Annotated in this window: 26 protein-coding genes and 1 pseudogene; 14 read left to right on the forward strand and 13 right to left on the reverse strand. The window is 70.2% G+C overall.

The genetic code is table 11. The features are described 5' to 3' along the window. Positions 1–8: 8 nt before the first annotated feature. The gene (locus tag ABTY98_RS32190) at positions 9–563 is read right to left on the reverse strand and encodes a site-specific integrase (RefSeq protein WP_352224587.1); all 555 of its coding nucleotides are present in this window, start codon (positions 561–563) and stop codon (positions 9–11) included. 16 nt (positions 564–579) lie between these two features. Between ABTY98_RS32190 and ABTY98_RS32195 the strand changes: the two are divergent. From ABTY98_RS32195 to ABTY98_RS32210, 4 genes and pseudogenes are all read left to right on the forward strand, one after another. Next, positions 580–771 (forward strand): annotated as a pseudogene (locus ABTY98_RS32195) (MBL fold metallo-hydrolase); the annotation flags it as partial. A 425-nt stretch (positions 772–1,196) separates the two neighbouring features. Then, complete coding sequence (locus ABTY98_RS32200) at positions 1,197–2,081, forward strand: ABC transporter substrate-binding protein (RefSeq protein WP_352224588.1); 885 nt, start codon at positions 1,197–1,199, stop codon at positions 2,079–2,081. Next, positions 2,078–2,998 carry an amino acid ABC transporter permease gene (locus ABTY98_RS32205; protein ID WP_352224589.1) on the forward strand — a complete coding sequence of 307 codons (921 nt, stop codon included), beginning with the start codon at positions 2,078–2,080 and terminating at the stop codon, positions 2,996–2,998. The genes ABTY98_RS32200 and ABTY98_RS32205 overlap by 4 nt, the downstream gene beginning before the upstream one ends. Then, positions 2,995–3,747, forward strand: a complete 753-nt coding sequence (locus ABTY98_RS32210; protein WP_352224590.1) for an amino acid ABC transporter ATP-binding protein — start codon at positions 2,995–2,997, stop codon at positions 3,745–3,747. The genes ABTY98_RS32205 and ABTY98_RS32210 overlap by 4 nt, the downstream gene beginning before the upstream one ends. A gap of 4 nt (positions 3,748–3,751) precedes the next feature. Here ABTY98_RS32210 and aroQ read toward each other — a convergent pair whose 3' ends face one another. Continuing rightward, positions 3,752–4,225 (reverse strand): type II 3-dehydroquinate dehydratase, encoded by a 474-nt coding sequence (gene aroQ, locus ABTY98_RS32215; RefSeq protein WP_352224591.1) that lies wholly within the window; start codon positions 4,223–4,225, stop codon positions 3,752–3,754. Positions 4,226–4,397: 172 nt separating this feature from the next. Here aroQ and ABTY98_RS32220 point away from each other — a divergent pair, with 172 nt between their 5' ends. Then, positions 4,398–5,669 carry an MFS transporter gene (locus ABTY98_RS32220; protein WP_352224592.1) on the forward strand — a complete coding sequence of 424 codons (1,272 nt, stop codon included), beginning with the start codon at positions 4,398–4,400 and terminating at the stop codon, positions 5,667–5,669. 7 nt (positions 5,670–5,676) lie between these two features. Here the strand turns inward: ABTY98_RS32220 and ABTY98_RS32225 are convergent, their stop codons facing one another. From ABTY98_RS32225 to ABTY98_RS32250, 6 genes are all read right to left on the reverse strand, one after another. Beyond that, the gene (locus ABTY98_RS32225) at positions 5,677–6,777 is read right to left on the reverse strand and encodes a calcium:cation antiporter (RefSeq protein ID WP_352224632.1); all 1,101 of its coding nucleotides are present in this window, start codon (positions 6,775–6,777) and stop codon (positions 5,677–5,679) included. Between the two features lie 538 nt (positions 6,778–7,315). Then, the gene (locus ABTY98_RS32230; RefSeq protein ID WP_352224593.1) at positions 7,316–8,317 is read right to left on the reverse strand and encodes a TerC family protein; all 1,002 of its coding nucleotides are present in this window, start codon (positions 8,315–8,317) and stop codon (positions 7,316–7,318) included. A gap of 221 nt (positions 8,318–8,538) precedes the next feature. Further along, positions 8,539–10,557: a TerD family protein gene (locus tag ABTY98_RS32235; protein ID WP_352224594.1), complete on the reverse strand. Its 2,019-nt coding sequence runs from the start codon at positions 10,555–10,557 to the stop codon at positions 8,539–8,541. A gap of 49 nt (positions 10,558–10,606) precedes the next feature. Next, complete coding sequence (locus ABTY98_RS32240) at positions 10,607–11,185, reverse strand: TerD family protein (protein WP_352224595.1); 579 nt, start codon at positions 11,183–11,185, stop codon at positions 10,607–10,609. Between the two features lie 158 nt (positions 11,186–11,343). After that, complete coding sequence (uvrB, locus tag ABTY98_RS32245) at positions 11,344–13,491, reverse strand: excinuclease ABC subunit UvrB (protein WP_352224596.1); 2,148 nt, start codon at positions 13,489–13,491, stop codon at positions 11,344–11,346. Between the two features lie 76 nt (positions 13,492–13,567). Beyond that, positions 13,568–14,398, reverse strand: a complete 831-nt coding sequence (locus ABTY98_RS32250) for an MHYT domain-containing protein (protein WP_352224597.1) — start codon at positions 14,396–14,398, stop codon at positions 13,568–13,570. A 277-nt stretch (positions 14,399–14,675) separates the two neighbouring features. Between ABTY98_RS32250 and ABTY98_RS32255 the strand changes: the two genes are divergently transcribed. Further along, entirely contained in the window at positions 14,676–15,545 is an 870-nt protein-coding gene (locus ABTY98_RS32255; RefSeq protein WP_352224598.1) for a glycerophosphodiester phosphodiesterase, read from the forward strand. A gap of 39 nt (positions 15,546–15,584) precedes the next feature. Beyond that, positions 15,585–16,139, forward strand: a complete 555-nt coding sequence (locus ABTY98_RS32260) for a methylated-DNA--[protein]-cysteine S-methyltransferase (RefSeq protein ID WP_352224599.1) — start codon at positions 15,585–15,587, stop codon at positions 16,137–16,139. 22 nt (positions 16,140–16,161) lie between these two features. Here the strand turns inward: ABTY98_RS32260 and ABTY98_RS32265 are convergent, their stop codons facing one another. After that, positions 16,162–16,590 (reverse strand): VOC family protein, encoded by a 429-nt coding sequence (locus ABTY98_RS32265; protein WP_352224600.1) that lies wholly within the window; start codon positions 16,588–16,590, stop codon positions 16,162–16,164. Positions 16,591–16,692: 102 nt separating this feature from the next. Between ABTY98_RS32265 and ABTY98_RS32270 the strand changes: the two genes are divergently transcribed. Both ABTY98_RS32270 and ABTY98_RS32275 read left to right on the forward strand, forming a co-directional pair. Next, a complete protein-coding gene (locus ABTY98_RS32270; RefSeq protein WP_352224633.1) occupies positions 16,693–17,598 on the forward strand; it encodes a pseudouridine-5'-phosphate glycosidase in 906 nt (301 codons plus the stop codon). Next, complete coding sequence (locus ABTY98_RS32275; RefSeq protein WP_352224601.1) at positions 17,595–18,509, forward strand: carbohydrate kinase family protein; 915 nt, start codon at positions 17,595–17,597, stop codon at positions 18,507–18,509. Before ABTY98_RS32270 ends, ABTY98_RS32275 begins: the two co-directional genes overlap by 4 nt. Positions 18,510–18,575: 66 nt before the next feature. Here the strand turns inward: ABTY98_RS32275 and ABTY98_RS32280 are convergent, their stop codons facing one another. After that, the gene (locus tag ABTY98_RS32280; RefSeq protein WP_352224602.1) at positions 18,576–19,370 is read right to left on the reverse strand and encodes a methyltransferase domain-containing protein; all 795 of its coding nucleotides are present in this window, start codon (positions 19,368–19,370) and stop codon (positions 18,576–18,578) included. Positions 19,371–19,545: 175 nt separating this feature from the next. Between ABTY98_RS32280 and corA the strand changes: the two genes are divergently transcribed. Further along, positions 19,546–20,673, forward strand: coding sequence for a magnesium/cobalt transporter CorA (gene corA / locus ABTY98_RS32285; protein ID WP_352224603.1), 1,128 nt, complete (start codon positions 19,546–19,548; stop codon positions 20,671–20,673). Between the two features lie 42 nt (positions 20,674–20,715). Here corA and ABTY98_RS32290 read toward each other — a convergent pair whose 3' ends face one another. Both ABTY98_RS32290 and ABTY98_RS32295 read right to left on the reverse strand, forming a co-directional pair. Continuing rightward, a complete protein-coding gene (locus ABTY98_RS32290) occupies positions 20,716–21,129 on the reverse strand; it encodes a PPOX class F420-dependent oxidoreductase (RefSeq protein WP_352224604.1) in 414 nt (137 codons plus the stop codon). An 87-nt stretch (positions 21,130–21,216) separates the two neighbouring features. Next, the gene (locus tag ABTY98_RS32295; RefSeq protein ID WP_352224605.1) at positions 21,217–21,849 is read right to left on the reverse strand and encodes a nucleoside/nucleotide kinase family protein; all 633 of its coding nucleotides are present in this window, start codon (positions 21,847–21,849) and stop codon (positions 21,217–21,219) included. A gap of 314 nt (positions 21,850–22,163) precedes the next feature. Here ABTY98_RS32295 and ABTY98_RS32300 point away from each other — a divergent pair, with 314 nt between their 5' ends. The 4 genes from ABTY98_RS32300 (at position 22,164) to ABTY98_RS32315 (ending at position 25,389) form a co-directional block, all read left to right on the forward strand. Continuing rightward, positions 22,164–22,295: a hypothetical protein gene (locus ABTY98_RS32300; RefSeq protein ID WP_352224606.1), complete on the forward strand. Its 132-nt coding sequence runs from the start codon at positions 22,164–22,166 to the stop codon at positions 22,293–22,295. A 41-nt stretch (positions 22,296–22,336) separates the two neighbouring features. Further along, complete coding sequence (locus ABTY98_RS32305; protein ID WP_352224607.1) at positions 22,337–23,038, forward strand: DUF2293 domain-containing protein; 702 nt, start codon at positions 22,337–22,339, stop codon at positions 23,036–23,038. Positions 23,039–23,231: 193 nt separating this feature from the next. Further along, positions 23,232–23,711 (forward strand): anthrone oxygenase family protein, encoded by a 480-nt coding sequence (locus ABTY98_RS32310; RefSeq protein WP_352224634.1) that lies wholly within the window; start codon positions 23,232–23,234, stop codon positions 23,709–23,711. 190 nt (positions 23,712–23,901) lie between these two features. Next, on the forward strand, positions 23,902–25,389 hold the full coding sequence (locus ABTY98_RS32315) for a glutamate synthase subunit beta (protein WP_352224608.1): 1,488 nt from the start codon (positions 23,902–23,904) through the stop codon (positions 25,387–25,389). Between the two features lie 165 nt (positions 25,390–25,554). Here ABTY98_RS32315 and ABTY98_RS32320 read toward each other — a convergent pair whose 3' ends face one another. Beyond that, the gene (locus ABTY98_RS32320; protein WP_352224609.1) at positions 25,555–26,358 is read right to left on the reverse strand and encodes an SAM-dependent methyltransferase; all 804 of its coding nucleotides are present in this window, start codon (positions 26,356–26,358) and stop codon (positions 25,555–25,557) included. Between the last annotated feature and the right edge of the window lie 47 nt (positions 26,359–26,405).

Here is a 26,405-nt window from a genome sequence, read left to right on the forward strand (position 1 = left end):
CCACGCCTCTACCGGACACACCTCCGGGTCATCCTGGCGGTTGATCTTCGCGTCACGGCACTGTGCTTGGTCTTGCCGGTGAGCACCGACACAACCATGCCGCGCGGCGTCAGGGCGACATCGCCGGACTGAAGGCCGGCGGGGTCCTGGGCGCGCGAGGCATAGTGGAAGCCGGTCAGGATGAGCGCCTTGTCCCGGGCTCCGGCGAGAGTGTCGGGGCAGGTGCGGGCAAGGACCCGCAGCCCGTCGGCGCCGACCGCCTGTCCACGGCCGCGCCGTTCCCCGTTCTGCAAGAGTTTGACCGTCAGGCCCTCCAGCGCGGCGCGAGCCTCGCCCTGGTCGTCGCCGGAGACCTGCACGCCGCGCTGGCGCAGCCCAACGACGGCGGCCGCCAGATGCGTGGAAGCCGAAGTGGAGGCGTAGCCCGTGCCGTTCTGCTGCCCCTCACGCAGCATCCAGGTCACGAACGTCACCAGGGTGCCGCGGGAGCCCTCCAGCTCCGGCAGGCCGGTGGAGGCGCAGAACCTGCCCCACACCCGACACGACTTCGTGTAGGTGTCCACGGTGTTGTCCGGGGTGATCTCCTTTCCCGGCGGGGTCGGCAACACGCGCAAGGACGCGAAGGCCTTCGCCAGCCTGATCCACGACGTCGAGACGAAGATCTTCGACGTACTGCCGGACGAGACCTGGGGGTACCCGGGGCACGGCAACGACACCACCCTGGGCACCGAGCGCCCGCACCTGCCGGAGTGGCACGCGCGCGGGTGGTGAGCGCGCGTGCACGCCGTGCGTGTGAGTACAAGGCCCGGCGCACGGGTGTCACCGCGCTCGGCGCACGGTTCTCAACTCGCGCCCGGCGCACGCCCCTTCGCCCGCGCCCCGCGCATGCAACCCCGCACGCCCCGCGCTGACCGATCGCGCGCCCCGTGTGAACAGTTCGCACGCGCCGGGGGACGGCGCACGCTCCCCGCGTGCGTCGTCGCAGGGTCAACTGGTAGCAGCCCCGCGCAGGATGACGGCTCCTGAGCGGTACGGGCCGCCGGTCACCATTCCCCGCCCTCGACCGGCGGCCCCGGCGTGTCCACCTCGCAACCAGCAGCCGGCAACGTTCACAAGACCGCAACACCGGTTCCCAGTATGCGGACAAATACCCTCTTGACCTGGACATACGCGGTGTTCGCTGTCACTCTCCCGCCATGCACCCTGCCCCGAGCGCACTGCGCCACGCTGTCGCCGCCGCCACCATAGCCCTGCTCGCCACCGCTGTCGGCTGTGCTCCGCAGCCGGACGACAAGGCTTCCGGCGGGTCCTCCTCGTCGACCGGAACCACCTGCGCCAAGGGCAAGTTGGCCACCCAGACGTCCGGCAAGCTGACGATCGCGACGGACGAGCCGGCGTACGAGCCGTGGTTCAAGGACGACAAGCCGGCCAACGGCGACGGCTTCGAGTCGGCGGTCGCGTACGCCGTGGCGAAGCAACTGGGGTACGGCAAGAACGCGGTCGTCTGGCAGAGCGTGCCTTTTAACAAGGCGTTCGCGCCCGGTGTCAAGACCTTCGACTTCGACATCAACCAGGTGTCCATCAGCGCCGAGCGCAAGAAGGCCGTCGACTTCTCGTCGGGCTACTACGACGTGCGTCAGGCGGTCATCGCGCTCAAGGACAGCAAGGCCGCGAAGGCGACCAGCATCGCAGGTCTGAAGGGGCTGAAGCTGGGCGCCCAGGTCGGCACCACCAGCCTCGACTACATCACCGACGTGGTGAAGCCGTCGCAGCAGCCCGCCGTGTACGCCAAGAACGACCAGGCCAAGTCGGCGCTGAAGAACGGCCAGGTGGACGCGATCGTCACCGACCTCCCGACCGCGTTCTACATCACCTCGGCCGAGGTGACGAACGCGAAGATCGTGGGCCAGTTCGAGAACCAGGGCGGAACGCCGGAGCAGTTCGGTCTGGTGCTCGACAAGGGCAGCGCGCTCACCTCGTGCGTCACGAACGCCGTCGACACGCTGCGCAAGGACGGCACGCTGGCGAAGATCGAGCAGCAGTGGCTCTCCGACGCCGTCGACGCCCCGGTGCTCAAGTGACCGTCATCAAGGACGAGTCAGGCCGGGAGGGCGCGGACGGCACGAGTGGCATGCCCGCGCACGGGGACGACGGCTACGCCCCGTCCGGACGGCGACTGGAGCGGGAGCGCTACCAGCGTGCCCGGGCCCGCCGTGCCACCGCGATCGCCGCGCTCTCGACGCTGGTCACGGCGGCCGTGCTCTACCTGGTCGTCGTGAACGCGCCCGGCTGGCCGCGCACCAAGGAGACGTTCTTCAACGGGCAGTACGCGCGCGAGGCGTTTCCGAAGGTCCTCGAAGGGCTGTGGCTGAACGTCCGGCTGCTGGTCGTCTGCGGTGCCGCCGTACTGGTCCTCGGCATGCTGATCGCCATCGCCCGCACACTGCGCGGTCCGGTGTTCTTTCCGCTGCGGGCGCTCGCGGCGGCGTACACCGACTTCTTCCGCGGACTACCGTTGATCATCAACCTGATGATCGTGGTCCTGGGCGTCCCGGCGCTGCGTCTGCAGGGTGTGACGGTCGACCCGGTACTCCTCGGCGGGACCGCGCTCACACTGACGTATTCGGCCTACGTCGCCGAGGTGTTCCGGGCCGGTATCGAGTCCGTCCACCCCTCGCAGCGCGCTGCGGCCCGCTCCCTCGGCCTCACCAACCGGCAGGCCCTGCGCCATGTCGTGCTTCCGCAGGCGGTACGGCGTCAGGTGCCGCCGCTGCTCAACGACCTGGTGTCGCTCCAGAAGGACACCGGTCTCGTGTCGATCGGCGGCGCGATCGACGCCGTACGGGCGGCCGACATCATCGTGGGCCGCAGCCTCAACTACACGCCGTACATCGTCGCCGGGCTGGTTTTCGTGGCGCTGACCATCCCGATGACCCGCTTCACGGACTGGGTGACGGCCAGGATGGACCGGCAGCGGGCCCAGGGAGGATCCATATGAGCGACACACCTGTTCTGCGCATGGAGTCCGTCCGCAAGACCTTCGGCGCTTCGGTGGTCCTGCGGGACGTGGACCTGGCGGTCGCCCCGCACACGGTGACCGCGCTGATCGGCGCGTCCGGTTCCGGCAAGTCGACGCTGCTGCGCTGCGCCAACCTCCTTGAGGAGATCGACGACGGCGCGATCTGGCTGGACGGCGAGGAGATCACCGACCCGCGCGCGGACCAGGACGCGGTGCGCCGCCGTATCGGCGTGGTCTTCCAGGCGTACAACCTCTTCCCGCACATGACCGTGCTGGACAACATCACCCTGGCGCCGCGGCGAGTGCACGGCGTCTCCCGCGCGGAGGCCGAGGAACGGGCCAGAGAGCTCCTGGAGCGCCTCGGGCTGGCCGGCAAGGCAGGCGCCTACCCCGACCGGCTGAGCGGCGGTCAGCAGCAGCGGGTGGCGATCGTGCGCGCCCTCGCGGTACGGCCCCGGCTGCTGCTGCTCGACGAGATCACCGCCGCCCTCGACCCGGAGCTGGTCGGCGAGGTGCTCACCGTGGTCCGGGATCTGAAGGGCCAGGGCATGACCATGGTGCTGGCGACGCACGAGATGGGCTTCGCCCGGGACGTCGCCGACCAGGTGTGCTTCCTCGACGGCGGCGTCGTACTCGAACACGGCACTGCCGAGCAGGTGTTCGGAGACCCGCAGCAGGAACGCACCCGGCGCTTCCTGCGGCGGGTCGTGGAGGCCGGACGGCTCTGAGACGTCACGCGTCGGCGGTCGTGGCGCCGGCCAGCGCCGCCACCCGCTCCACGCCGAACACATAGCCCTGGACACCGCAGCCGGCGATCACGCCGTCGGCACGCAGGGAGACATAGGAGTGGTGCCGGAACGACTCGCGCTTGTGGATGTTGGAGATGTGGACCTCCAACACGGGCATCCCGTCACAGGTGTTGAGGGCATCCAGGATGGCGACCGAGGTGTGCGAGTAGGCGGCCGGGTTGATGACGATCCCGCAGTGGTTCAGGCGTGCCTCGTGGATCCAGTCGACCAGTTCACCCTCGTGGTTGGACTGCCGGAAGTCCACGGTGCCACCGTGCGCGGCCGCCGCCTTGACGCACAGAGCCTCGATGTCGGCGAGTGTGTCGGAGCCGTAGATCTCGGGCTGGCGCTGGCCGAGCAGGTTCAGGTTGGGCCCGTTGAGGATCATGATCGGGGCGTTGGCCAGGGTGCGGGGCACGCTTCCTCCGGTCCGTTCGGACGATGAGCGGCCCTGGGTGGACCGCGGCTCAGACCGGTTTATCACGATGCGCCGAGGCGCCCGCGAAGGGCGCCGTGCGCCCCCGTAACTGACGGTCACGGTGGGTAGTTGACGCGACATGCACGATGTACGCACCGTAAAGGTTTCCTCGATGCCGCGGCTGGCGGCCGCCTCGCTCGCCGGAACCGCGATCGAGTTCTACGACTTCTTCGTCTACAGCACGGCCGCGGCGCTCGTCCTGGGGCCGCTGTTCTTCCCGACGTTCTCACCGCTCGCCGGGACGCTGGCGGCGTTCGGAACGTTCGGCGTCGGGTTCGCTGCCCGGCCGCTGGGCTCGGTGCTGTTCGGGCAAATCGGCGACCGGCGTGGCCGACGTCCGGTGCTCGTCGCGTCCCTGCTGCTGACCGGCATCTCGACGGTCGCGGTCGGCTGTCTGCCGACGTACGGCACGATGGGCGTCGCCGCGCCCGTACTGCTGCTCGTGCTGCGCTTTCTGCAGGGGCTGGGGCTCGGCGGGGAGTGGGGCGGGGCGGTGCTGCTGACCGCGGAGCACGCGCCCCCCGGGCGGCGCGCCCTGTGGTCGAGCTTTCCGCAGATCGGCCCGGCCGTCGGCTTTCTGCTCGCCAACGGCGTGATGCTGGCCCTGTCGGCGTCACTGTCGGAAGCGCAGTTCGCGCAGTGGGGATGGCGGGTCCCGTTCTGGGCGGCGGGAGCGCTGGCGCTGAGCGGGCTGTGGCTGCGTTCGTCGCTCGCCGAGAGCCCCCGGTTCCTGGAGCTCGACGACCACGCGCGTGTGCCGATCGCCGAGGTCGTACGACATCACTGGCGGCTGGTGCTGCTGACGGCGGGGGCGCTCGCGGTCGGGTACGCGGTGTTCTACGCGGTGACCACCTGGTCGCTGGCGTACGGGACGGACCGGCTCGGGGTGAGCCGTACCGTCATGCTGATCTGCATCATGGGCGCCGTGGTGGTGAAGGGCTCGCTCACTCCGGTGATGGCCCTGCTCGGCGACCGGTACGGACGGCGGTCGCTGTGCCTGGTGGGGTGTACGGCCTCGGCGCTGTGGATGTTCCCGATGGTCGCGCTGCTGGCGACCGGTGAGCCTCTGCTGATGTTCCTCGGGTTCACGGGCGCGCTGGTCTCCTTCATCACCATGTTCTCGGTCATCGCCGCCTATCTGCCCGAGCTGTACGAACCCCGGGTGCGCTGCACCGGCGCCGCCGTCGGCTACAACCTCGGCGGTGTCTTCGGAGGCGCGCTCACACCGATCGCGGCGACGGCCCTGGCGGAGCACAGCGGGCGCGTGCCGTGGGCGGTGGGGGCGTACCTGACGGCCATCGCGCTGCTGAGCCTCGGCTGCTTCGCGCTGCTGCCGGAGACGCGCCCGGTGCCGGTGGCGGCGGCCGAGCCGGTCACCGGATGAGTGGAGCCTAGGGGTTGATCGCCAGCTCCAGATAGGCGGCGAACAGCACCAGGTGGACGCCGCCCTGGAGCGGTGTGGCCCGGCCCGGCACGACCGTGAGGGAGCTGACCACCACGGTGAGCGCGAGCAGCAGCATGTGGGTCGCGCCGAGGCCCAGGACCAGGGGGCCGGAGAGCCAGATGGAGGCGAGGGCGACGGCGGGGATGGTCAGACCGATGCTGGCCATGGCCGAGCCGAGCGCCAGGTTGAGGCTGGTCTGCACGCGGTCGCGGCGAGCGGAGCGCAGGGCGGCGATGGTCTCGGGGAGCAGCACCAGCAGGGCGATGATCACACCGACGACGGCGGGGTGCAGGCCGGCCGCCTCCACGCCGGACTCGATCGTGGGCGACACGCCCTTGGCCAGTCCGACGACGCCGACGAGGGCGAGGCCCAGCAGGCCGACGCTGATCCAGGCGGCGCGCGCGGAGGGTGCCTCGGCGTGATCGTCGCCGTCGATCACCTCGCCCTGCCGGGTGATCGGCAGGAAGTAGTCGCGGTGCCGCACGGTCTGGGTGGCGACGAACAGGCCGTACAGGATCAGTGAGGACAGGGCCGCGAAGGTCAGCTGGACGCCGGAGAACTCCGGGCCCGGTCTGCTGGTGGTGAAGGTCGGCAGGACCAGGCTGAGCGTGGCCAGGGTGGCCACGGTCGCGAGGGCGGCGCCGGTGCCCTCGGGGTTGAAGACCGCGGTGCCGTGGCGCAGGGAGGCGACGAGGAGACAGATGCCGACGATGCCGTTGCAGGTGATCATCACGGCGGCGAAGACGGTGTCCCGGGCCAGGGTGGAACTCTTGTCGCCGCCGTCGACCATGAGAGTGACGATCAGGGCGACCTCGATGATCGTCACGGCGATGGCGAGGACCAGGGAGCCGAAGGGTTCGCCGACCCGGTGGGCGACGACCTCGGCGTGGTGGACGGCGGCGAGGACGGATCCGGCGAGGACCACGGTCGCCAGTGCGACGACCGCGCCGGGCAGCTCACGGCCCCAGGTGAACAGGAGCAGGACGACCGCGACCACCGGCACGAGGAACGTCCACTGAGTGGTGAGCGACCCGAGCCGAGTGATCATGCAGCGATGGTGGCAGAGGTGTACGAGGTTCGCATTCCAATCCTTTCGGACTCCGGGGGCCTGCAGCCGGCACGGCACGGCACAGCCCCCGGTCCTAGGAGGGTGCTCGGTCGAAGGGTTACTGCCCACGACGTCACAGTCGGTGAAGGACGGCGGGCGGGTGCACAGGGCGGCCATCTGCTCGGCGAACTTGCTCGTCTCGGAGTCCTCGCTGTTCCGCATGGCCTCCTCGTAGGAGTCGAACTCGATCACTCCCAGGTAGTGGCCGGGCCGGCTCCGGTCCCTGAGGATCAGGCGGCGGGTGGGGCCGTCCTCATGGCCGGCGAGTTCGTTGCCCATCTCGTCCGCCAGGGCCCTTCATCTCGTCGATGCGGTCGGTCTCGAAGTCGATGATCTGGACGAATGTCACGGTTGCCTCCACCGGGTGGCGGCGCCCCCGACCGGGGACGCTCCGCCACCCAACGAAGCACCGGGAGCGGTGGGTCGGCAATGCGCTTCGCACGGCTCGACGGGGTGGTGGTTCCTACGTCCGACGTCGTCAGACGTCGATGCTGTCCTTCGGAGCTCCTTCGCTCCTGGCCTGCGCCGTCTCGGCCGCCGCCTGCTTCCTGGTGGCCCGCAGGCTGGTGATCGTGGTGACGATCAGGACCGCGCAGATGACGCCGAGCGAGACCGGGATGCTGATCTCCGGGACATGGACGCCGGACTCGTGCAGAGCGTGCAGCACCAGCTTGACGCCGATGAAGCCCAGGATGATCGACAGGCCGTAGGAGAGGTGGACCAGTTTCTTCAGCAGTCCGCCGATGAGGAAGTACAGCTGCCGTAGACCCATCAGCGCGAAGGCGTTGGCCGTGAAGACGATGTACGGGTCCTGCGTCAGGCCGAAGATCGCCGGGATGGAGTCCAGCGCGAACAGGACGTCGGTCGTACCGATCGCGAGCATCACGACCAGCATCGGGGTCATGACCCGCTTGCCGTTCTGCTGGATCCACAGCTTGGTGCCGTGGTAGCGGTCGGCCACGCCGAACCTGCGCTCCGCGGCCTTGAGCAGCTTGTTCTCCTCGAACTCCTCTTCCTCCTCGTCCGCCCGGGCCTCCTGGATCAGCTTCCAGGCGGTCCAGATCAGGAAGGCTCCGAAGAGGTAGAACACCCACGAGAAGTTGGCGAGGATCGCGGCGCCCGCGGCAATGAACATGGCTCGCAGGACCAGGGCTATGAGGACGCCGACAAGCAGCACCCGCTGCTGGTACTGCGAGGGCACGGCGAACTTCGCCATGATCAGGACGAAGACGAAGAGGTTGTCGACGCTCAGCGACTTCTCGGTGATGAAGCCCGCGAAGAACTCGCCGGCGGGCTGACCGCCGGAGAAGACGAGCAGGCCGAGGCCGAAGAGTCCGGCCAGGGCGATCCAGACGACGGTCCAGATTCCGGCTTCCTTGACGGATACGTCGTGCGGCTTGCGGCCGATGAAGAAGTCGACCGCGATCAGGGCGGCCAGACCCACGATGGTGAGGACCCATAGGGTCACGGATACATCCACTGCGCCTCCGGTTCGTGAACGGCAAAGAGTCAGCGTCGTCGCTGCCGGAGGTCTCTTCCACCCGAGACGGGCCGACGCCCCGGGATCCGATGGGATCCGTATTGACGGGTACGCCGCAGCAGACAGGGAGTACTCCCCTCCGTACGGAAAACAGTACCCCAATCACCAAAGGAAGGTAAAGTGATTGGCAAAAGAAAGACCAAAACACCTGGTCAGAGTGTTTACATATGCTTGGTGTGAGCGATCGCGACCTGGTCGAGCACCTGCTGGAGCACCTGACTGCCGGCAGGAACGAGGCAGGGCTCATACGTCCATGCATGGCCCACCCACGGGTCGGCCAGGTGATCGTCCGGTACCGGTGTGAGTCGCATCAGTGAACGCCACAGCGGATCGAGCAACGGTCCGTAGGCGGCGGCGTCCTCGCGGTCGGCGACCAGCAGGAGATGGACACCGACATCCGGGCCCTCGTCCGCGAGATAGCGCAGCTGGGTGACGGCCCGGTCGTCGAAACCGTGCGGGAATTCGTTGACGATCAGCAGGTGCTGCGAGGTGTCCAGACCGGGCGGCAGGGCGTCGGCCGCGCCGCCGCGTACGGCCATCTGCACCAGATCGACGCGCTCGGTCAGCCGCCCCAGCACGTCCGCCACACCGGTCGCGCCTGTCGCGGGTGGCCCGGCCAGTACGCCGGCTCCCGTCAGCGGGGCGAGTGCGGAGGCACCGGAACCGGCCGGATCGATGACCTGCACACCGAACTCCCCTGCCGGATGCACGGCGAGCAGCCGGGCCGCGAGCGCCACCGCCGTCTGCAGAGCGAGGTGCCGCAGCTCACCGGCGTCGGGAAAGGCACCGTCAGGAGTCGCGGTGAGGCCGCTGTCCATCCACAGGCCGCGCTCCAGAGGCAGCCGGACCAGCATTGGGATCCGCAGCGGTTCGCTCTCGGCGAGGTGCAGATCGCCCAGTCGTACGGCCATCGGCGGCTCTGCCGGTACCCGGTAGGCGTGCCAGACGGGGTTGTCCCAGCGTGCGTACGCCGGTGGGAGGGCGGGCTCGACGACCTCGGACTCGGCGGCGAGCTGGGCAAGGTCACGGTCGAGGACCGCCTGGGCCTGGTCGATCAGCTGGGTCTGCCGGGTGCGGGCCGCCTCACGTGCGGCGTCGCCCGCCGAGCCCAGACGGCTGCGGGGGTCGGCGAGGACATGGTCGAGTTCCTCCTCCATGCGCGACTCGGCGAAATCTACGGCACTGCGGTACGCGGCGGTGGAGCGGGCCAGGTCCTCGAACATGCCCCAGACCTGGTTGTACAGCCGCTCGTCCATGGACCAGCCGACCGCATCGCCCGCGACGGGCGGCGCGGGACCGTCGGCGGATGCCGCCGGGGCCGTGGACGGGGACGCCTGGCGGCGCTTCGGATGTGTGTAGTCGATGGGGCCGTCGGCGGGCGTCGCGGCCTCGGCAACAGCAGGTTCCTCGAAGGCAGCGGGTTCTTCGGAGGCCGGGGACCGGCCGCCACTGGACGCCGGCCCCGGTTCACCGGGGCCGGCGGAAGGAATCGGCCCATCGCTGCCCTCCCCGGGTGCCTGAACATCGTACGGGGACCCGGCGACGGTGCCGGACAGCTCGGGGCGGGCGACGGAGGCGGCCGTACGACGGGAGCGGCTGGTGTCCGTACGCACCGGGACGGACCGCGCCACACCGCGCGCCACCGCCTCCTCGATCCCGCAGGCGAGTTCGGCGGCCCCGGTCAGGCCCTGGTCGGCGAGGAGAGCGGTGAGGCCCTCCGCGTAGCCCTGGCCGACCGCGCGGATCTTCCAGGCACCCTGGCGGCGGTAGAGCTCCAGGGCCACGACCGCCGATTCGGCGTCCAGGCCGGCGAGGGTGTAGCCGACGACCTCGGCGCCGTCGAGGCCGGTGACCGCGGCGCGCGGCGCGGTGAGGGCGCCGAAGCGGAGCGGGGCGCCGGGCGTGGCGGGCAGGGCGATCAGGATGCTGACCCGGTGCACGGCCTCGGGCAGGGCGTCGAGGTCGACGGCGAGCCGGTGTTCGGCGGCCGCCTGCCGGGAGACCTCGATCCCGGGCAGGGTGGGCGCGCCCGGATGGGCCACCCGGTCGGCGCCCCCCACCCGGCCGCTGTCGTCGGCGAGGGTGGCCCCGGCCACGACCGGCACATCGGCCGAGATCCGGATCTCGACGCGGTTCCACGAGAGCGGATGGTTCTGCCCGCGCCCCAACTCGGCCGCCATCGCCCATGACCCCCTGTGTGTCGTGTCGTCGTGCGCCGCGGGGCCTCTCCTAGAGGACCGGCAGGATCGTGGGCACCAGGTCCTGGAAGGTGCGGCCCTTGGCCGGCACGCCCAGGGCAGTCAGCGTCCAGCCCGAGCCGGACCGGTGCACCTTCGCCATGATCTGGGCGGTGTACTCGCCGCCGCCGTCGAGCGTGTAGCGGGCGAGTTCCTGGCCGTTGGTCTCGTCGACCAGTCGGCAGAAGGCGTTCTGTACTTCCTGGAAGGTCTGGCCGGTGAAGGAGTTGACGGTGAAGACGATCTGGTCGATGTGGACCGGGACGCGCGCGAGGTCGACGAGGATGGCCTCGTCGTCGCCGCCCTGCCCCGCGCCGCCGACGAGGTTGTCGCCCGTGTGCCGGACGGAGCCGTCGTCGCTCACCAGATGGCGGAAGAACACGACGTCGACGGGCTGCTTGTCGGCGAACAGCACCGCCGAGGCGTCCAGGTCGATCTCACGGGTGCGCGAGCCGAACAGCCCGCGCCTGGGTGCCGCCTTCCAACCAAGACCCATGCGGACCGCGCTCAGGGAGCCGCCGTCCTTCTTCTCCAGGCTGATGGCCTGACCCTTGGTCATGTTGACGGTCACGGCTGCTGTCCCCTCGTCGGATGTCCCCGGTCGCCGCGAAGTGCGCGGTTGTCCAAAACCCTATGCAGCGCCGCTGACAGTGCCGAACCCCGGCCCGCGGTTTGTGTCGGTGTTGCAACACTTCGCGCACATGCCGGGGTCCGGCGGCGGCCCAGGGTTCAGGCCAGGCCCGCCTCCCTCATCTGGCGCAGTTCCTTCTTCATCTCGGAGACCTCGTCACGCAGCCGGGCCGCGATCTCGAACTGCAGATCCGCGGCGGCGGCACGCATACGCTCCGTCATCTCCTCGATCTGCTCGGCGAGTTCGGCCGCCGGTCGATCGGTCGGCACCGCTTCCTTCGCCTTGCCCCTGGCCGCCTTGCCGGCCTTCGCACCCTTGGCCGCCTTGTCGCCCAGCGCCGGGACAGGGGCCTTGGCTCCCTTGCCGTCCTTCTGCTTGCGGTAGCCGGAGCCGAGCAGCTGTTCGGTGTCCACCTCTTCGCGGGCGATCTGCGCGACGATGTCGTTGATCTTCTTGCGCAGCGGCTGCGGGTCGATGCCGTTGGCCGTGTTGTAGGCGATCTGCTTCTCCCGGCGTCGGTTGGTCTCGTCGATGGCCCGCTCCATCGCCGGGGTGATCTTGTCGGCGTACATATGGACCTGGCCGGAGACATTGCGCGCCGCGCGGCCGATGGTCTGGATCAGCGAGGTACCGGAGCGCAGGAAGCCCTCCTTGTCGGCGTCGAGGATCGCCACCAGGGACACCTCGGGCAGGTCGAGGCCCTCACGCAGCAGGTTGATGCCGACCAGGACGTCGTACTCGCCGGCGCGCAGCTCGCGCAGCAGTTCGACGCGGCGCAGGGTGTCGACGTCGCTGTGCAGATAGCGCACCTGGATGCCGAGCTCCAGGAAGTAGTCGGTGAGGTCCTCGGCCATCTTCTTGGTGAGCGTGGTGACCAGGACGCGTTCGTCCTTCTCCGTGCGCTTGCGGATCTCGTGCACCAGGTCGTCGATCTGGCCCTCGGTCGGCTTGACGACGACCTCCGGGTCGACAAGGCCGGTGGGGCGGATGATCTGCTCGACGAAGCCGTCCCCGCGGGACAGCTCGTACGTGCCGGGGGTCGCCGACAGATAGACGGCCTGCCCGATCCGCTCCTGGAACTCCTCCCACTTCAGGGGGCGGTTGTCCAGGGCGGAGGGCAGCCGGAAGCCGTGCTCCACGAGGGTGCGCTTGCGGGAGGCGTCGCCCTCGTACATGGCACCGATCTGCGGCACGGTGACATGCGACTCGTCGATGACCAGGAGGAAGTCGTCCGGGAAGTAGTCGAGCAGGGTGTTGGGCGGAGAGCCGGGCAAGCGGCCGTCGAAGTGCATCGAGTAGTTCTCCACGCCGGAGCAGCTGCCGATCTGGCGGAGCATCTCGATGTCGTACGTGGTGCGCATGCGCAGCCGCTGGGCCTCCAGGAGCTTGCCCTGCTTCTCCAGCTCCGCGAGGCGCTCCGCCAGCTCCTTCTCTATGTCGTTGACGGCGCGCTCCAGGCGCTCGGGACCCGCGATGTAGTGAGAGGCCGGGAAGACGTACAGCTGCTGGTCGTCGCTGATGATCTCGCCGGTGAGCGGGTGCAGCGTGGACAGCGCCTCGATCTCGTCGCCGAACATCTCGATGCGGACGGCGAGCTCCTCGTAGACCGGGAAGATCTCGATGGTGTCGCCACGGACGCGGAAGGTGCCGCGGGTGAACGCCATGTCGTTGCGGGTGTACTGGATGTCGACGAAGCGACGCAGCAGCTCGTCGCGGTCGATCTCGTCGCCGACCCGCAGCGGGACCATTCGGTCGACGTACTCCTGCGGTGTACCGAGGCCGTAGATGCAGGACACGGAGGCGACCACGATGACGTCGCGGCGGGTGAGCAGCGAGTTGGTCGCGGAGTGGCGCAGTCGCTCGACCTCCTCGTTGATCGAGGAGTCCTTCTCGATGTAGGTGTCCGACTGCGGGACGTACGCCTCGGGCTGGTAGTAGTCGTAGTACGAGACGAAGTACTCGACCGCGTTGTTCGGGAGGAGCTCGCGAAACTCGTTGGCCAGCTGGGCGGCCAACGTCTTGTTCGGCGCCATCACCAGGGTGGGGCGCTGGAGCTTCTCGATCATCCACGCGGTGGTGGCGGACTTGCCGGTGCCGGTCGCGCCGAGGAGGACGACGTCCTTCTCACCGGCCTCGACGCGCTTGGCCAGCTCGGCGATGGCCGCCGGCTGGTCGCCGCTGGGCTGGTACGGGCTGACGACCTCGAAGGGCGCCACCGTGCGTTCGATGTGGGAAACGGGCCGCATGGCATCCACCGTACGACCCCGCACTGACAACCGGCTCTGATCAGCGATTTTGCGGAGTGCGCGGGCTGTGGTGGCTCTACTGGCGGCCGATGCGGAGCTGCGGGCGGCGGCTCGGGTGGTGGGTGACCTCGTCGGCCGGGACACCCGGCTTGTGCTCCACCCGGAGCCGGTCGGGCCTACCGATGATCATCATGGGGTCGAACATCACGACGACGGCGGCGAGGCAGAGGAAGGCCAGCGGGCCGATCAGCATGGGGGCGAGCAGAGCGGCGGGCGATTCGCCCGGGGGCGTCCCACCGGTGTTGTGGAGGTGGACGCTCATGGCGGCCATGCCGGTGTAGTGCATACCGCTGACGGCGAGTCCCATGACCAGGCTCGCCCCGACGCTCCACAGGAAACCGCGGATCTGCCCGGCCGCCCACAGAGCCGAGGTGGCGGCCACGACCCCTATCAGGACCGACGCGACCACGGTGGCCGTGTTGTACTCCAGGGTCCCGTTGAGGCGCAGGCCGGCCATGCCGAGGTAGTGCATCGAGGCGATGCCCAGGCCGGTGACCGTACCGCCCGTGAAGAGCGCCGTTCCGGTGGCGCCCCGGTAGCCGACTATGAAGATCCCGACGCCCACCATGACGATGGCGAGGCCGAGGCTCGCAAAGGTGATCGATTTGTCGTAGTGGATCGGCGTCCCCTTGACGCTGAAGCCCATCATGGCGACGAAGTGCATCGTCCATATGCCGGAGCCGATCGCCGCCGCCCCCAGGGCCAGCCAGGCGGGCCGCCAGGACCGGGCCACCAGCATCGCCCGGGTCGTGCAGCGCAGCCCGAGAGCACCGCCGAGGCAGGCCATCACATAGCCCACCAGCGGCGTGACCACCCCGTAGCTGAATCCGTCGACCGTGCCCTGCATACGTGGCTGCCCTTCACGCTTTGCGTCCCGGAATATTTGATATGCGCCCCCGTCCCAGGACCGCCCGAACGGTCAAGGTTGACGCAGAGAGTATGACCCGCACCGGAACGGTCGAACGATTTTCCGGCAAAGAAACACGGCCTTGCCTCAGTTGTGCGGCATCAGTGAGCGGACTTGGGTGACTCCATTCGATCTGTGGCCATCCCGCGCCCGGCCGCTGTTGACTCCTTGCTGTCAGTCTTGTGCTGTCCGTATTCGCCACACGTGAGGAGTACGCATGCGCGCGCGTGCCGTAGCCGCCACCACCACCGCGCTGCTTGGAACGGCCGCTCTGCTGAGCCCGGTGCCCGCCGCCCGGGCGGGCGACGCACGCGAGCCCACGGTGCTGGCACACCGGGGTGCCTCCGCCTACGCACCCGAAAACACGCTGGCCGCCGTCGACAAGGCGGCGGCGCTGGGCTTCGCCTGGGTCGAGAACGACGTCCAGCGCACCAAGGACGGCCGACTGGTCGTCCTCCACGACGACAGCCTCGAGCGCACCACGAACGTCGAACAGGTCTTCCCCGGCCGGGCACCCTGGAAGGTGAAGGACTTCACCGCCGCCGAGATCGCCAGGCTGGACGCGGGCAGCTGGTTCTCCGCCGCGTACACGGGCACGCGCGTGCCGACTCTGGCGCAATACATGCGCAGGGTCGAGCACAACCACGAGAAGCTGCTCCTGGAGATCAAGAACCCGGAGCTGTACCCGGGCATCGAGCGGCAGATCCTCGAGCTGCTGGGCAACGAGGGCTGGCTGGACGGCCGGCACCTCGGCCGGATCGTCGTGCAGAGCTTCAGCGCGGACAGCCTGCGCATCGTGCACGGTCTCAGGCCCGCCGTGACAACCGGCTACCTCGGCACACCGCCCGTGGCGTCCCTGCACCGGTACGCGGGCTTCACCGACCTGATCAACCCGTCCGTGGGTTCGATCTCCGCCGGTTACGTCACCTTCGTGCACTCGTTCGACGGCCCGCACGGCAAGCCGCTGCGCGTCTTCACGTGGACGGTGAACGACGCGGCCACCACGTGGAAGGCCGTCCGCTACGGCGTCGACGGGATCATCACCAACAAGCCGGACGTGGTGCGGGCCGCGCTGCGCGCGAGCTGAGCGCGGCCGTTGTCAGTGGCGGGTCGTACGGTGGGTCGCATGGACAGCGAAGGGCAGTACGAGCAGCGGGTGGTGTGGGCGGTCGTGGGCACCGACATCGGTCCACTGCTGCTGGCGGCGACCCGCGAGGGCCTGGTCACCGTGGTGTTCCACGCCACGGACACGGTGCGGGAGCGGACTCTGGAGCGGCTGGCGGCCCGGCTGGGCGCCGAGCCCGTCGAGGACGCCGCGGCTCCGGTGCTGGCCGAGGCGATACGCCAGCTGCGGGCGTACTTCGAGGGCGAGCGCCAGGACTTCGACCTGCCGCTGGACTGGTCGCTGATCTCCGGCTTCAACCGGCAGGTGCTGCGCGAGCTGGCCGCCGGTGTCCCATACGGCACCGTGGTCGGATACGGCGATCTGGCCGGACGGGTGGGGCAGCCCGGCGGGGCGCAGGCGGTGGGGGCGGCGATGGGCGCCAATCCGCTGCCGGTCGTCGTGCCGTGTCACCGGGTGGTGGAGAGCCACGGCGGCATCGGCGGGTTCGGCGGCGGTCTGGAGACCAAGCGGAAGCTGCTCGCCCTGGAGGGCGTTCTGCCCGAGCCGCTGTTCTGAGGCGCCCCGGCGGGAGCGACGGTCAGCCGTAGTGCCGCGCCTCGACGACGTTGCCGTCCGGGTCGCGGAAGTAGAAGTTGCGCGGGGCCTTCCCGCGGGCGCCGAAGGAGTCGTGGCCGACCTCGGTCATGGGGACGGCGTGCTCGGCGAGGCGGGCGCGCAGGGCGTCGAAAGCGTCGGACGGCAGGGACAGACAGATGTGGTGCACCGGGTGGCCCGCACTGTCCGCGGAGCCGGGGAGCGCCGGCATGCGCTCGGCGAGGGTGTGCGGCGCGAGGTCGAGGATCGTCTCCTCGTTGACGCGTACGGAGGGGAAGGACACCTCTCCCGCAGTGAACTCGGCGACCCGCAGGGGCTCCAGGCCGAGCATCCGCTCGTAGAAGCCGGCCGCGGCGACCGGATCGGCGACCCAGAGGACGACATGGTCCAGACGTGCCGTGTGATTCGTCATGCTGCCCAGGCTGGTGGCGTCCCGCACGGGCCGCAAGCGTTTAGCCGGGCGTGCCGCCCGCCAGAGATGAGGGAAGACCGACGGACAGGAGGCAGGCGCGTGGTGCTGGTGGTGTCGGAAGAGGTCCGTGAGGCACTCGGCGCGGGCCGGGCAGTGGTGGCCCTGGAGTCCACGATCATCGCGCATGGGCTGCCGCGCCCGCGCAACCTTCAGGTGGCGCTGGAGCTGGAAGAGGCGGTACGGCGCGAGGGTGCCGTGCCCGCGACCATCGCGGTGCTGGACGGGCGGCCCCATGTCGGCCTGGCCAAGGACCAGTTGGAGCGGGTCGCCAACGAGGACGGGATCCGCAAGCTGGGCCACCGCGACCTGCCGCTCGCCGTGGCGGCGAGGGCGAGCGGGGCGACCACCGTGTCGGCGACGGCGCAGCTGGCTTCGCTGGCCGGCATCCGGGTGTTCGCGACGGGCGGTCTCGGCGGGGTCCACCGGGAGTGGACGGTGACCCAGGACGAGTCCGCCGACCTGGGACTGCTGGCGCGCACCCGGATCACGGTGGTGTGTGCGGGCGTGAAGTCGATCCTGGACGTGCCGGCGACCCTGCAGCGTCTGGAGACCCTGGGTGTGGCGGTGGCCGGCTACGGCACGGCCCGCTTCCCCGGCTTCTATCTGTCCGACTCCGGGTATCCGGTCGACTGGACGCTGGAGACCCCGGTGCAGGTCGCGGACGTCATGCGGGCGCAGGACGCGCTCGACGCGGCGGATACGGCGCTGATCGTCGCCCATCCGGTCCCGGAGGCGGAGCAGCTCGATCCCGCGCTGCACGCGCGGGTGCTCGCCGACGCGCTGCACGCGTGCGACGCGGAGGGGATCACCGGTCAGGCGGTCACGCCGTTCCTGCTCGACTATCTGGTCCGGCACACGGACGGCGCCTCGCTGGAGGCCAACCTGGCGGCCGTACGGGGCAACGTACGGCTGGCGGCGCGGATCGCCTCGGCGTGGGCCAGGGGGTGACGACAGCCGGAGAGGGCGCGCTGCTGGTCGTCGGGGACGTCGTCACCGACGTCGTCGCGCGGCACCGGGGTCCGCTCGCGACCGGCACGGACACGGCCGCGGTGATCCGTACCGTGCCCGGCGGGGCAGGTGCCAATGTGGCCTGCTGGGCCGCCCGTACGGGCTGTGCGGACGTACGGCTGCTGGGGCGGGTCGGCGCGGACGCGGCCGAGTGGCACGAGCGGGAGCTGGTCGCGGCCGGGGTGCGGCCAAGGCTGGTGGTGGACCCGGAGGCCGCGACGGGGACGGTCATCTGCCTGGTCGACAACGGCGCCTCGGCCGAGCGCACCTTTCTCACGGACAGCGGGGCGTCGCTGCGGCTGGAACCCGCCGACTGGTCGGACGCGCTGCTCGACGGGGTCGCCCGGCTGCATCTGTCCGGTTATCTGCTGTTCTCCGGGCCGAGCCGGGCGCTGGTGGCGGTGGCACTGGCGTCGGCACGCGCGCGTGGCGTGCCGGTGAGCCTGGACCCGGCGTCGGCCGGGTTCCTCGTGGCGCTGGGTGTGGACCGCTTCCTGGCGCTCGTCAAGGGCGTGGACGTCCTGCTGCCGAGCCGGGACGAGGCCTGTCTGCTCACGGGGCTGCCCGATCCGGCAGAGGCGGCGGCAGAGTTGAGCCGCCATGTGCCGCTGGTGGTGGCCAAGGCGGGGGCGGACGGCGCACTGGTCGCCGAGGCGGGCGACGTCCTCGCGCGGGTTCCGGCCGAACCGGCGACGCCTAGGGACACCACGGGTGCAGGTGACGCCTTCACCGGGGCGTTCCTCGCCGCGCTGATCGCCGGCGCGGATCCCGGGGAAGCGGCGGCGCGGGGCTGCCGGGCGGGCGCGAGGGCGGTGGAACGCGTGGGCGCCAGACCGCCCGTCCACGGCTGACACGGCACCGCGGCCCAAAGCGGCGGGCCGGCGCCTTGTCCGGCAGGCCTGCCTTGCCCGGCGGACCTACTCCTTGCGGCCCCATGCCGAGATCATCGGGGCTGTGGCGAGGTCCATGCTGCCCGCCGCCACGTTGGCCAGGTGCTGGTCGATCTCCTCGTCGGTGGCCAGACCCGCGGTGACGAGCTGGTCGCGGATCTGCCGGACCGTGGCGGATTCCAGGGCGGTGCAGGCGGGCGAGGCGACAGGGAAGTAGGCGTCGGCCTCCACGTGGTGCAGCCCGGCCTCGCGGAGCAGTTGCGGGAGTTTGCGGCCGTACGACAGGTCGGCGCCGCGTTCGGCGAGGAGCTTGCGGAAGCCCTGGCGCAGGCGGTTGGCGAGCTGTTGCTCGGGGCCGTACTCGTAGGGGCAGGTCAGGGGCTGGAGGGCGGGGTCGGCGTCCTCGATCAGCAGCCGTCCGCCGGAGCGCAGGGCCTTGATCATGGAGCGCAACGCCCGTTCCCGGTCCGGGACATGGACCAGCACGAGCCGGGCGTGCACCAGGTCGAAGCCTTCCCCCGGCGGCTCCTCGGCCCCGACGTCGTGGGTGCGGACCTCGACCGGTGGGTGGGCGGCCGTGGCGAGCAGCGAGGTGTTGATGTCGGTGGCGACGACCTGCCCGGTCGGTCCGACCTTCTTCGCCAGCCAGGACACCACGGAGGTGCCGCCGGCCCCGACCTCCCAGCAGCGCCGGCCCGGTCCGAGACCGAATGCCTCAAGGTGCCGGAAGGTGGTGGGGTCGAAGAGGGTGGCGAAGGCGTCGAAGCGCTGTCCGGCCTCGCTCTTGCGGTTGTCGAGGAGATATCCGTCGGCCTGTGTCATGAAGCGATCATCCCAGTTGCCCGGCTTGTCCGGGAGGGGAGCCGGGTTGTCCACAGGCGGGAACCAACCGGAATCCGCTGCTCCCACAGCCTTACCCGTGCCTCACGCCGGGCTGGCAGACTTGCCCGGCAGGGCGCGGAAGCGTTGCGCGAGGGATCCATGCAAGGAGATCCGGATGACGATGGCAGGGAATCTGCGGAAGGTCACAGGGCTTGGCAGGGCCGGCGGCCTGCGCAAGGTGGCACGGCTGGCCCGGCGGCGGCCCCGCGTCGACCTGAACCATCACGCACGGTCCCCGTTGGGCTCCTCGGTGGTCAATTGCGTCACATACGAGGAGGGGGTGCGGGTCCCGGAGTGCAGCGATCTGTACTCCGCCGTGGAGCGGGTGCGTAAGAAGGGCGAGGGGTTCGTCTGGCTGGGGCTGCACGAGCCGACGGACAGTGAGTTCGCGGGCATCGCCGACCTGTTCGACCTGCACCCGCTGGCCGTGGAGGACGCGGTCGAGGCCCATCAGCGCCCGAAGGTGGAGCGGTACGGCGAGACGCTGTTCGCGGTGTTCAAGACGGTCTGCTACGTGGAGCACGAGACGCTGACGGCGACCAGCGAGGTGGTGAACACCGGCGAGATCATGGTGTTCGTCGGCGAGGAGTTCGTGATCACCGTGCGGCACGGCCGGCACGGCTCGCTGGGGCCGCTGCGTGAGGAGCTGGAGGCGACGCCTGGTCAGCTGGCCAAGGGTCCTGCGGCGGTGCTGCACGCGATCGCGGACCATGTGGTCGACGACTATCTGAACGTCACGGACGCGGTGCAAGCCGACATCGACCAGGTGGAGGCGGATGTGTTCGCGGAGAACGGCGCGCGGGCCGACCCGGGGCGGATCTACCAGATGAAGCGTGAACTCCTTGAGCTGAAGCGGGCGGTGGTACCGCTCGGCAGGCCGATGGAGGAGCTGACCACCCGGCCGATACGGGTGATCGCCCCGGAGATACAGGCCTACTTCCGGGACGTGCTCGACCATCTGATGCGGGCCAAGGAGCAGATCGCGTCCTTCGACGAACTGCTCAACTCCATTCTCCAGGCGCATCTGGCGCAGGTGACGGTCGCACAGAACGAGGACATGCGGAAGATCACGGCCTGGGCCGCGGTGATCGCCGTGCCGACGATGGTGTGCGGGGTGTACGGCATGAACTTCGATCACATGCCGGAGCTGCACTGGCGGTTCGGCTATCCGCTCGTCATCGGTGTCATATCCGTGGCCTGTCTGGTGCTGTACCGGGGTTTTCGGCGCAACGGCTGGCTCTGAGCTCCACGACCGGCTCCGAGGACCACGGCCCCCGAGGCCGCCTCAGGCCGAGAAGGCGACGACCCTGCGCGGGACGACCCTGATGATCACGCGCACCTCGTCGTCGTTCTCCGCGGGCGGGTCGATGCCGAGGTACTTGTGGGAGAGCTCGCACGGGAGCCGCTTGCCCTCGTCCGGGAGAATCTCGGCGGTGCCGCGGATCTCCGCCGAGTGGTAGGGGTCGGCCAGGTCGAAGACGGTGAGACTGACGCGGGGGTCACGGCGGAGGTTGCGCACTTTCTGGCGGCCGTCGGTGGAGGAGAACAGCACCGTGTCGCCCTCGCGTTTGATCCGGACCACCGAGTTCTGCGGGGCACCGTCGGGGCCGAGCGTGGCGACGGCGGCGAAATTCTTGCCGTCGAGGAGGACGCGCACGGAGTCGTCGAAGGTGACGGAGGTGTTCGTGGAGATCGTCATCCGACCAGACCAGTTACATGCACACGCATAAAAGCGGTTTGCCGAATCGGCCGCCGAGAGCAGATCGCCGGGCCCGCCGCGGAACGCTCAGCCGCTCCACGCCGGATGCCGTGGGTCGTCGGCCCGGACCAGGACGTCGGCCGTGCCGGCAGGGTCGGTCTCGGCCTCGTAGCGTTCGAAGGCGGGGAGGGTCCATTGGTCGGTCTCGGGCGTTCGGCGGCGCAGGGCGCCGGGTGACAGGAGGAGGTGAACGGTCAGGTCGAACGGGAACCAGTGCCGCAGCAGGAGCGGTCCGTGCAGCAGCAGGAAGCCACCGGGCTGGAGGTGGACATAGGGGGTGCGGGTGGCTCGGTCGGTGGCCGGGTCCCACAGGTCGGGCAGGACGCGGCCGGTCCCGCCGGGGTCGAGGGGGCCGAAGACCTCCCGCCACAGGGCGTTGGTGTCGAACCAGCCGCCGTAGTACGACTCCGCGTCACGGCGGCCGTACTCCAGACGCAGCGAGGCGGGGCGCAGGAAGCCCTCGGTGCCCACGACGAGCGAAGGCCTGCCCCGTACGCGCAGTGCCTCCGCGACGCGCTCCGCGAGATCCCCGGGGCGGGCGGCCGGGGCGCCGTCGAAAGCGACGCGCGGCCAGGCACCCCCGTCGGCGGGCTTCAGTTCGAGGAGCCGATCGGCGAGACGCTCGGCGAGCCGGTCCCAGGTGATCGCTTCGAGTCGCACGGGGTCATGATGCCGTGTGGGGCGGGGCCGCCGGGCAGGCCGGGGCGGTTTCGGCGTCCGTCGACGGTCGTCAGCGATGGCGGTGGGTGTCACGGGCGCGCGAATTGCCTCGGGATGGACGGGCGGCCCGTGATGGACGACCCGACGGTGTTTCCGGTGGAGATACGGCCGTTCGCGCTGGCGCACACCGCGGGGCTGGCGCGCTTCCGGGAACGGGGAGAGGAGGCCGTCGACTGGGTGATGCTCACACCGGCCGGCTTCCCGGAGCACGGCGGGGAACGGACCGGGCTTTACCGGGTGGGCGGCGGGAGCTGGTGCCCGAGGGCGAGCCCTGGCTGTCGTACGCGGATCTCGCGGTGGCCGTGGTCGACGAGATCGAGAGACCGGCGCGCCACCGTACACGGGTGTCGGTGTTCAACTTCCGGGAGGAGGCCAAAAGGGCGTAGCCGACGTGGGTTCCAGCCGTGGACAGGGGAAAGAACCGCATATGACGCGCCTCGCAACTCCCCCGCACCACGGCGGACTTCTGGCTGTGCAGCCCCTTCGGCACAAGCGGTGTGCGGCCTGTCGGCGCGGGCCGTTGTCGATGCTGGTGCTGGAGGACGGGGCGCCGCGATGTCTGGAGTGTGCCGATCTCGGGCATCTGGTGTTCCTGCCGCGTGGGGACACGGCTCTGACCCGGCGGTCGCGGGAGGAGAGCACGCTGTCGGCCGTGGTGGTGCGGTACAACCGGCGCAAGAGCCGGTACGAGCGGCAGGGCGTCCTCGTAGAGGAGGCCGCGCTGGCCCGGGCCGAGGCGCGGTGTCTGGCCGACGCCGAGGCACGGCGGCGTCGCCGGGCGCGGGACGCGAAGCGGCGGGCGGCGGAGGATGTGCGGTTCACGGAGGCGTTCGCGGCGGAGATCCTGCGTTTGTTCCCGGGCTGTCCGGTGGAGCGGGCCCTGGCGGTCGCGGCGCACGCGTCGCTGCGGGGCAGCGGCCGGGTGGGGCGGACCGCGGCCGGGCGGGCGCTGACTGAGAGCGCCGTGGTCTCGGCGGTGGTGGCGGGGGTACGGCATGTGGACACGCCGTACGACCAGCTGCTGATGAGCGGGGTGCCACGGTACGAGGCGCGGCGGCGGATCGCGAGGACGGTGGAGGCGGTGCTGCGGGGGTGGGAGGCCGGGGTGGAGATCCGCTTGACCGGCTGACCCCGGGCAGCGCTGCGCAGGCATCGCCGGGATGCCGGTACGGCGGCGCAGCGGGGACGGGGCCGGGGACGGGAGGGATTTCGGCGGATGTGTATGTGGACATGCTTCACAGCCATGGGAATCGGTCAGTCGTGGGCATTGACTTGAGTGACGGCGGTGTCGGAGGCGAGGGGCGAGAGTGAGTGTGGTGGTCGTGATCGACGGGCCGTATTACGTACTGGTCCTGCTGGGGGTACTGGGGACCGGGCTGGTGGCGGGGGTGTTCTGCGGGTTCTCGGCCCTCGTGATGCGTGGGCTGGCCTCGTTGCCGTCGGCACAGGGGGTCGCCGCGATGAACGCGATCAACCGCGCGGCCCTGACCCCGGCGTTCATGCTGGTGTTCGCCGGGTCGGCGGTGCTGTGCGCGATGATCGCGGTGGTGACGTTCGTGGTGTGGCCGGACGAGGGGAGGACGGAGCTGCTGCTGGGCAGCGCGCTGTATCTGTTCGGTTCGTTCGGGCTGACCTTGGTGAAGAATGTGCCCAGAAACGAGGCGCTGGCCAAGCTGGAGCCGGGCACGCCGGAGGCCGCCTCCTACTGGCCGGCGTATGTGCGTGAGTGGACGCAGTGGAACCAGGTGCGCACCCTCGCGGCGGCCACGGCGGCGGTCCTGTATGTACTGGCCCTGTTCTGAGGGAGGCATGGGAGAAAACTGACGCCGGACTGGCCTCTGGCTGGCCTCCGGCTGGCTCCCGGCTGAGGAAGCCCCCGGCAGAAGGCGCTGTCAGCCACTCTGCGGGCGTAACCGAGCGGACGTATCGTGGCCGAAAGAGTGCCGCCCGATGACGCACGGCCTGGGGCAATCGCACGCGAGGAAGTCGACCATGGCCGACCCCAAGGGTTTCATGACCACGCCGCGGGAGGAGTGGCCGCGGCGGCCGGTCGAGGAGCGGGTCCGGGACTGGGACGAGGTGTACGTCCCCGGGGCGCTGCTGCCCATCATCAGCAAGCAGGCGGACCGCTGCATGGACTGCGGGGTGCCGTTCTGCCACGACGCCTGTCCGCTGGGCAATCTGATCCCCGAGTGGAACGACCTGGTGTCGCGGGAGGACTGGCTGGCGGCGAGCGACCGGCTGCACGCGACGAACAACTTCCCCGAGTTCACGGGGAGGTTGTGTCCGGCACCGTGCGAGGCGGGGTGCGTGCTCGCGATCAACCAGCCGGCCGTCACGATCAAGAACGTCGAGTGCGCCATAGCCGACCGGGCCTGGGCGGAGGGGTTCGCCTCGCCACGGCCGCCGGAACGGCTGTCCGGGCGGACCGTGGCGGTGATCGGCTCCGGTCCGACCGGGCTCGCGGCGGCGCAGCAGCTGACCCGGGCCGGTCACACCGTCGCCGTGTACGAGAAGGACGACCGGCTCGGCGGGCTGATGCGGTACGGCATCCCCTCGTTCAAGATGGAGAAACACCATCTGGAGCGACGGCTGGGCCAGATGCGTGCCGAGGGAACGAAGTTCCGTACGTCGGTGGCGGTGGGGCGGGACATCGGGGCGGCGGAGCTGCGGGGGCGGTACGACGCGGTGGTGATCGCGACCGGGGCGACGGCGTGGCGGGAACTTCCGGTGCCGGGTCGGGAGTTGGATGGAATACACCAGGCGATGGAGTATCTGCCGCTGTCCAACCGGGTGTGCGAGGGGGATCTGGCGCGGTCGCCGCTGTCGGCGGCCGGTAAGCATGTGGTGATCGTGGGCGGGGGTGACACGGGGGCGGACTGTCTGGGGACGGCGGTGCGGGAGCGGGCCGCGTCGGTGACCCAGCTGGACATCTACGCGCAGCCGGGAGCGGAGCGGGACGAGGACGTCGAGCCGTGGCCGACGTATCCGAAGATCTACCGGCTGTCGGCGGCGCACGAGGAGGCGCGGGATCTGGAGACGGCACCCGCGGCGCACGCGGACGCGCGGTTGTTCGCGGCGTCGACGCTCCGCTTCACCGGCGACGAGAACGGGCATGTGAGGTCGCTGCACCTGACGGAGGTGGACGCGGCGCGGCGCCCGGTGCAGGGGACCGGTCGGACGCTGCCCACCGACATGGTGCTGCTCGCACTCGGTTTCTCGGGGCCCGACCGGGAGGACGGGCTCATCGACCAGCTGGGGGTGGTGACGGAGCCGCGCGGGACGATCGCCCGGGACGCGGAGTTCACCACGAACGTGCCTGGTGTGTTCGCCGCCGGGGACGCGGCGCGCGGGCAGTCGCTCATCGTCTGGGCGATCGCGGAGGGGCGTGCGGTGGCGGCGGCCGTCGACCGCTATCTGACGGGGAGTTCGCAGCTGCCGGCGCCTATATCGCCGTACGACCGGCCGATGACCGTGTAGGTGACCGTGTGCGTGAGGGGCGGGGTGGCTGGGAAGAGCAGGGCGGGCGGGGCCGGGTCAGAGGTGTCGGCGTTCGTCCAGCGGTTCCTGGACGTTGTCGCGGATGCCCCGGCGCATGTGGGCGTGACTCTGGTCCCGGCCGCCCGCAAACACCGAGGCGCCCGGTTACGGCTTGCGCCCCACCGCCCCGTACCCCGGAATCACCCCGTCGTCCTGCCCCGGCACCGGCTCACCCAGCTCCGGATGCCAGTGGTGGACCACCGAGACGCCGGGGTCGACGAGTTCCAGGCCGTCGAAGAAGCGGCCGCACTCCTCCCGGGAGCGCAGCGCCAGGGTGACTCCGGCCGCTTTGAGCTTCGCGGTGGCCGCCGCCGACTCCTCCGGGGTGAAGTCGGCGGTGGCGTGGGTCATCATCAGGTAGCTGCCGGACGGCAGTTCGGCAAGCAGCCGGCCGACCAGCTCGTGCGCCCCGTCCTCGTCGGGGACGAAGTGGAGCAGGGCGACGAGCGACAGCGCGACCGGACGGTCGAGGTCCAGGATCTCGCGTGCGCCGGCGACGATCGCCGCCGGGTCACGCACATCGGCCTGGAGATACTCCGTCGCACCCTCGGGTGTGCTGCGCAGCAGGGCAGCCGCGTGAGCCAGCACGATCGGGTCGTTGTCGCAGTAGACGACCCGGGCCTCGGGCGCGACGCCCTGGGCGATCTGGTGCAGGTTGGGCTCGGTGGGGATGCCCGTGCCGATGTCCAGGAACTGCCGTACGCCCTGCTCGGCCAGCCACCGGGTGGCGCGGTGCATGAAGGCACGGTTGACCCGCGCCATCACCGGCACCCGGGGGTCGAGGGCGAGCATCTGCCTGCCCATCTCCTCGTCGACCGGGTAGTTGTCCTTGCCGCCGAGATACCAGTCGTACATCCGCGCGGGATGCGGCTTGCTGGTGTCGATCACGGTGCGGTCCTGCCCGGTCATGAGGCACTCCATAAGCGTCCGACGCGGTCAATGATCAATTTAGTACC

Origin of the sequence: Streptomyces sp. NPDC096040 (assembly GCF_040303265.1) — a bacterium.
In the GTDB taxonomy this organism is placed as follows: Bacteria; Actinomycetota; Actinomycetes; order Streptomycetales; family Streptomycetaceae; genus Streptomyces.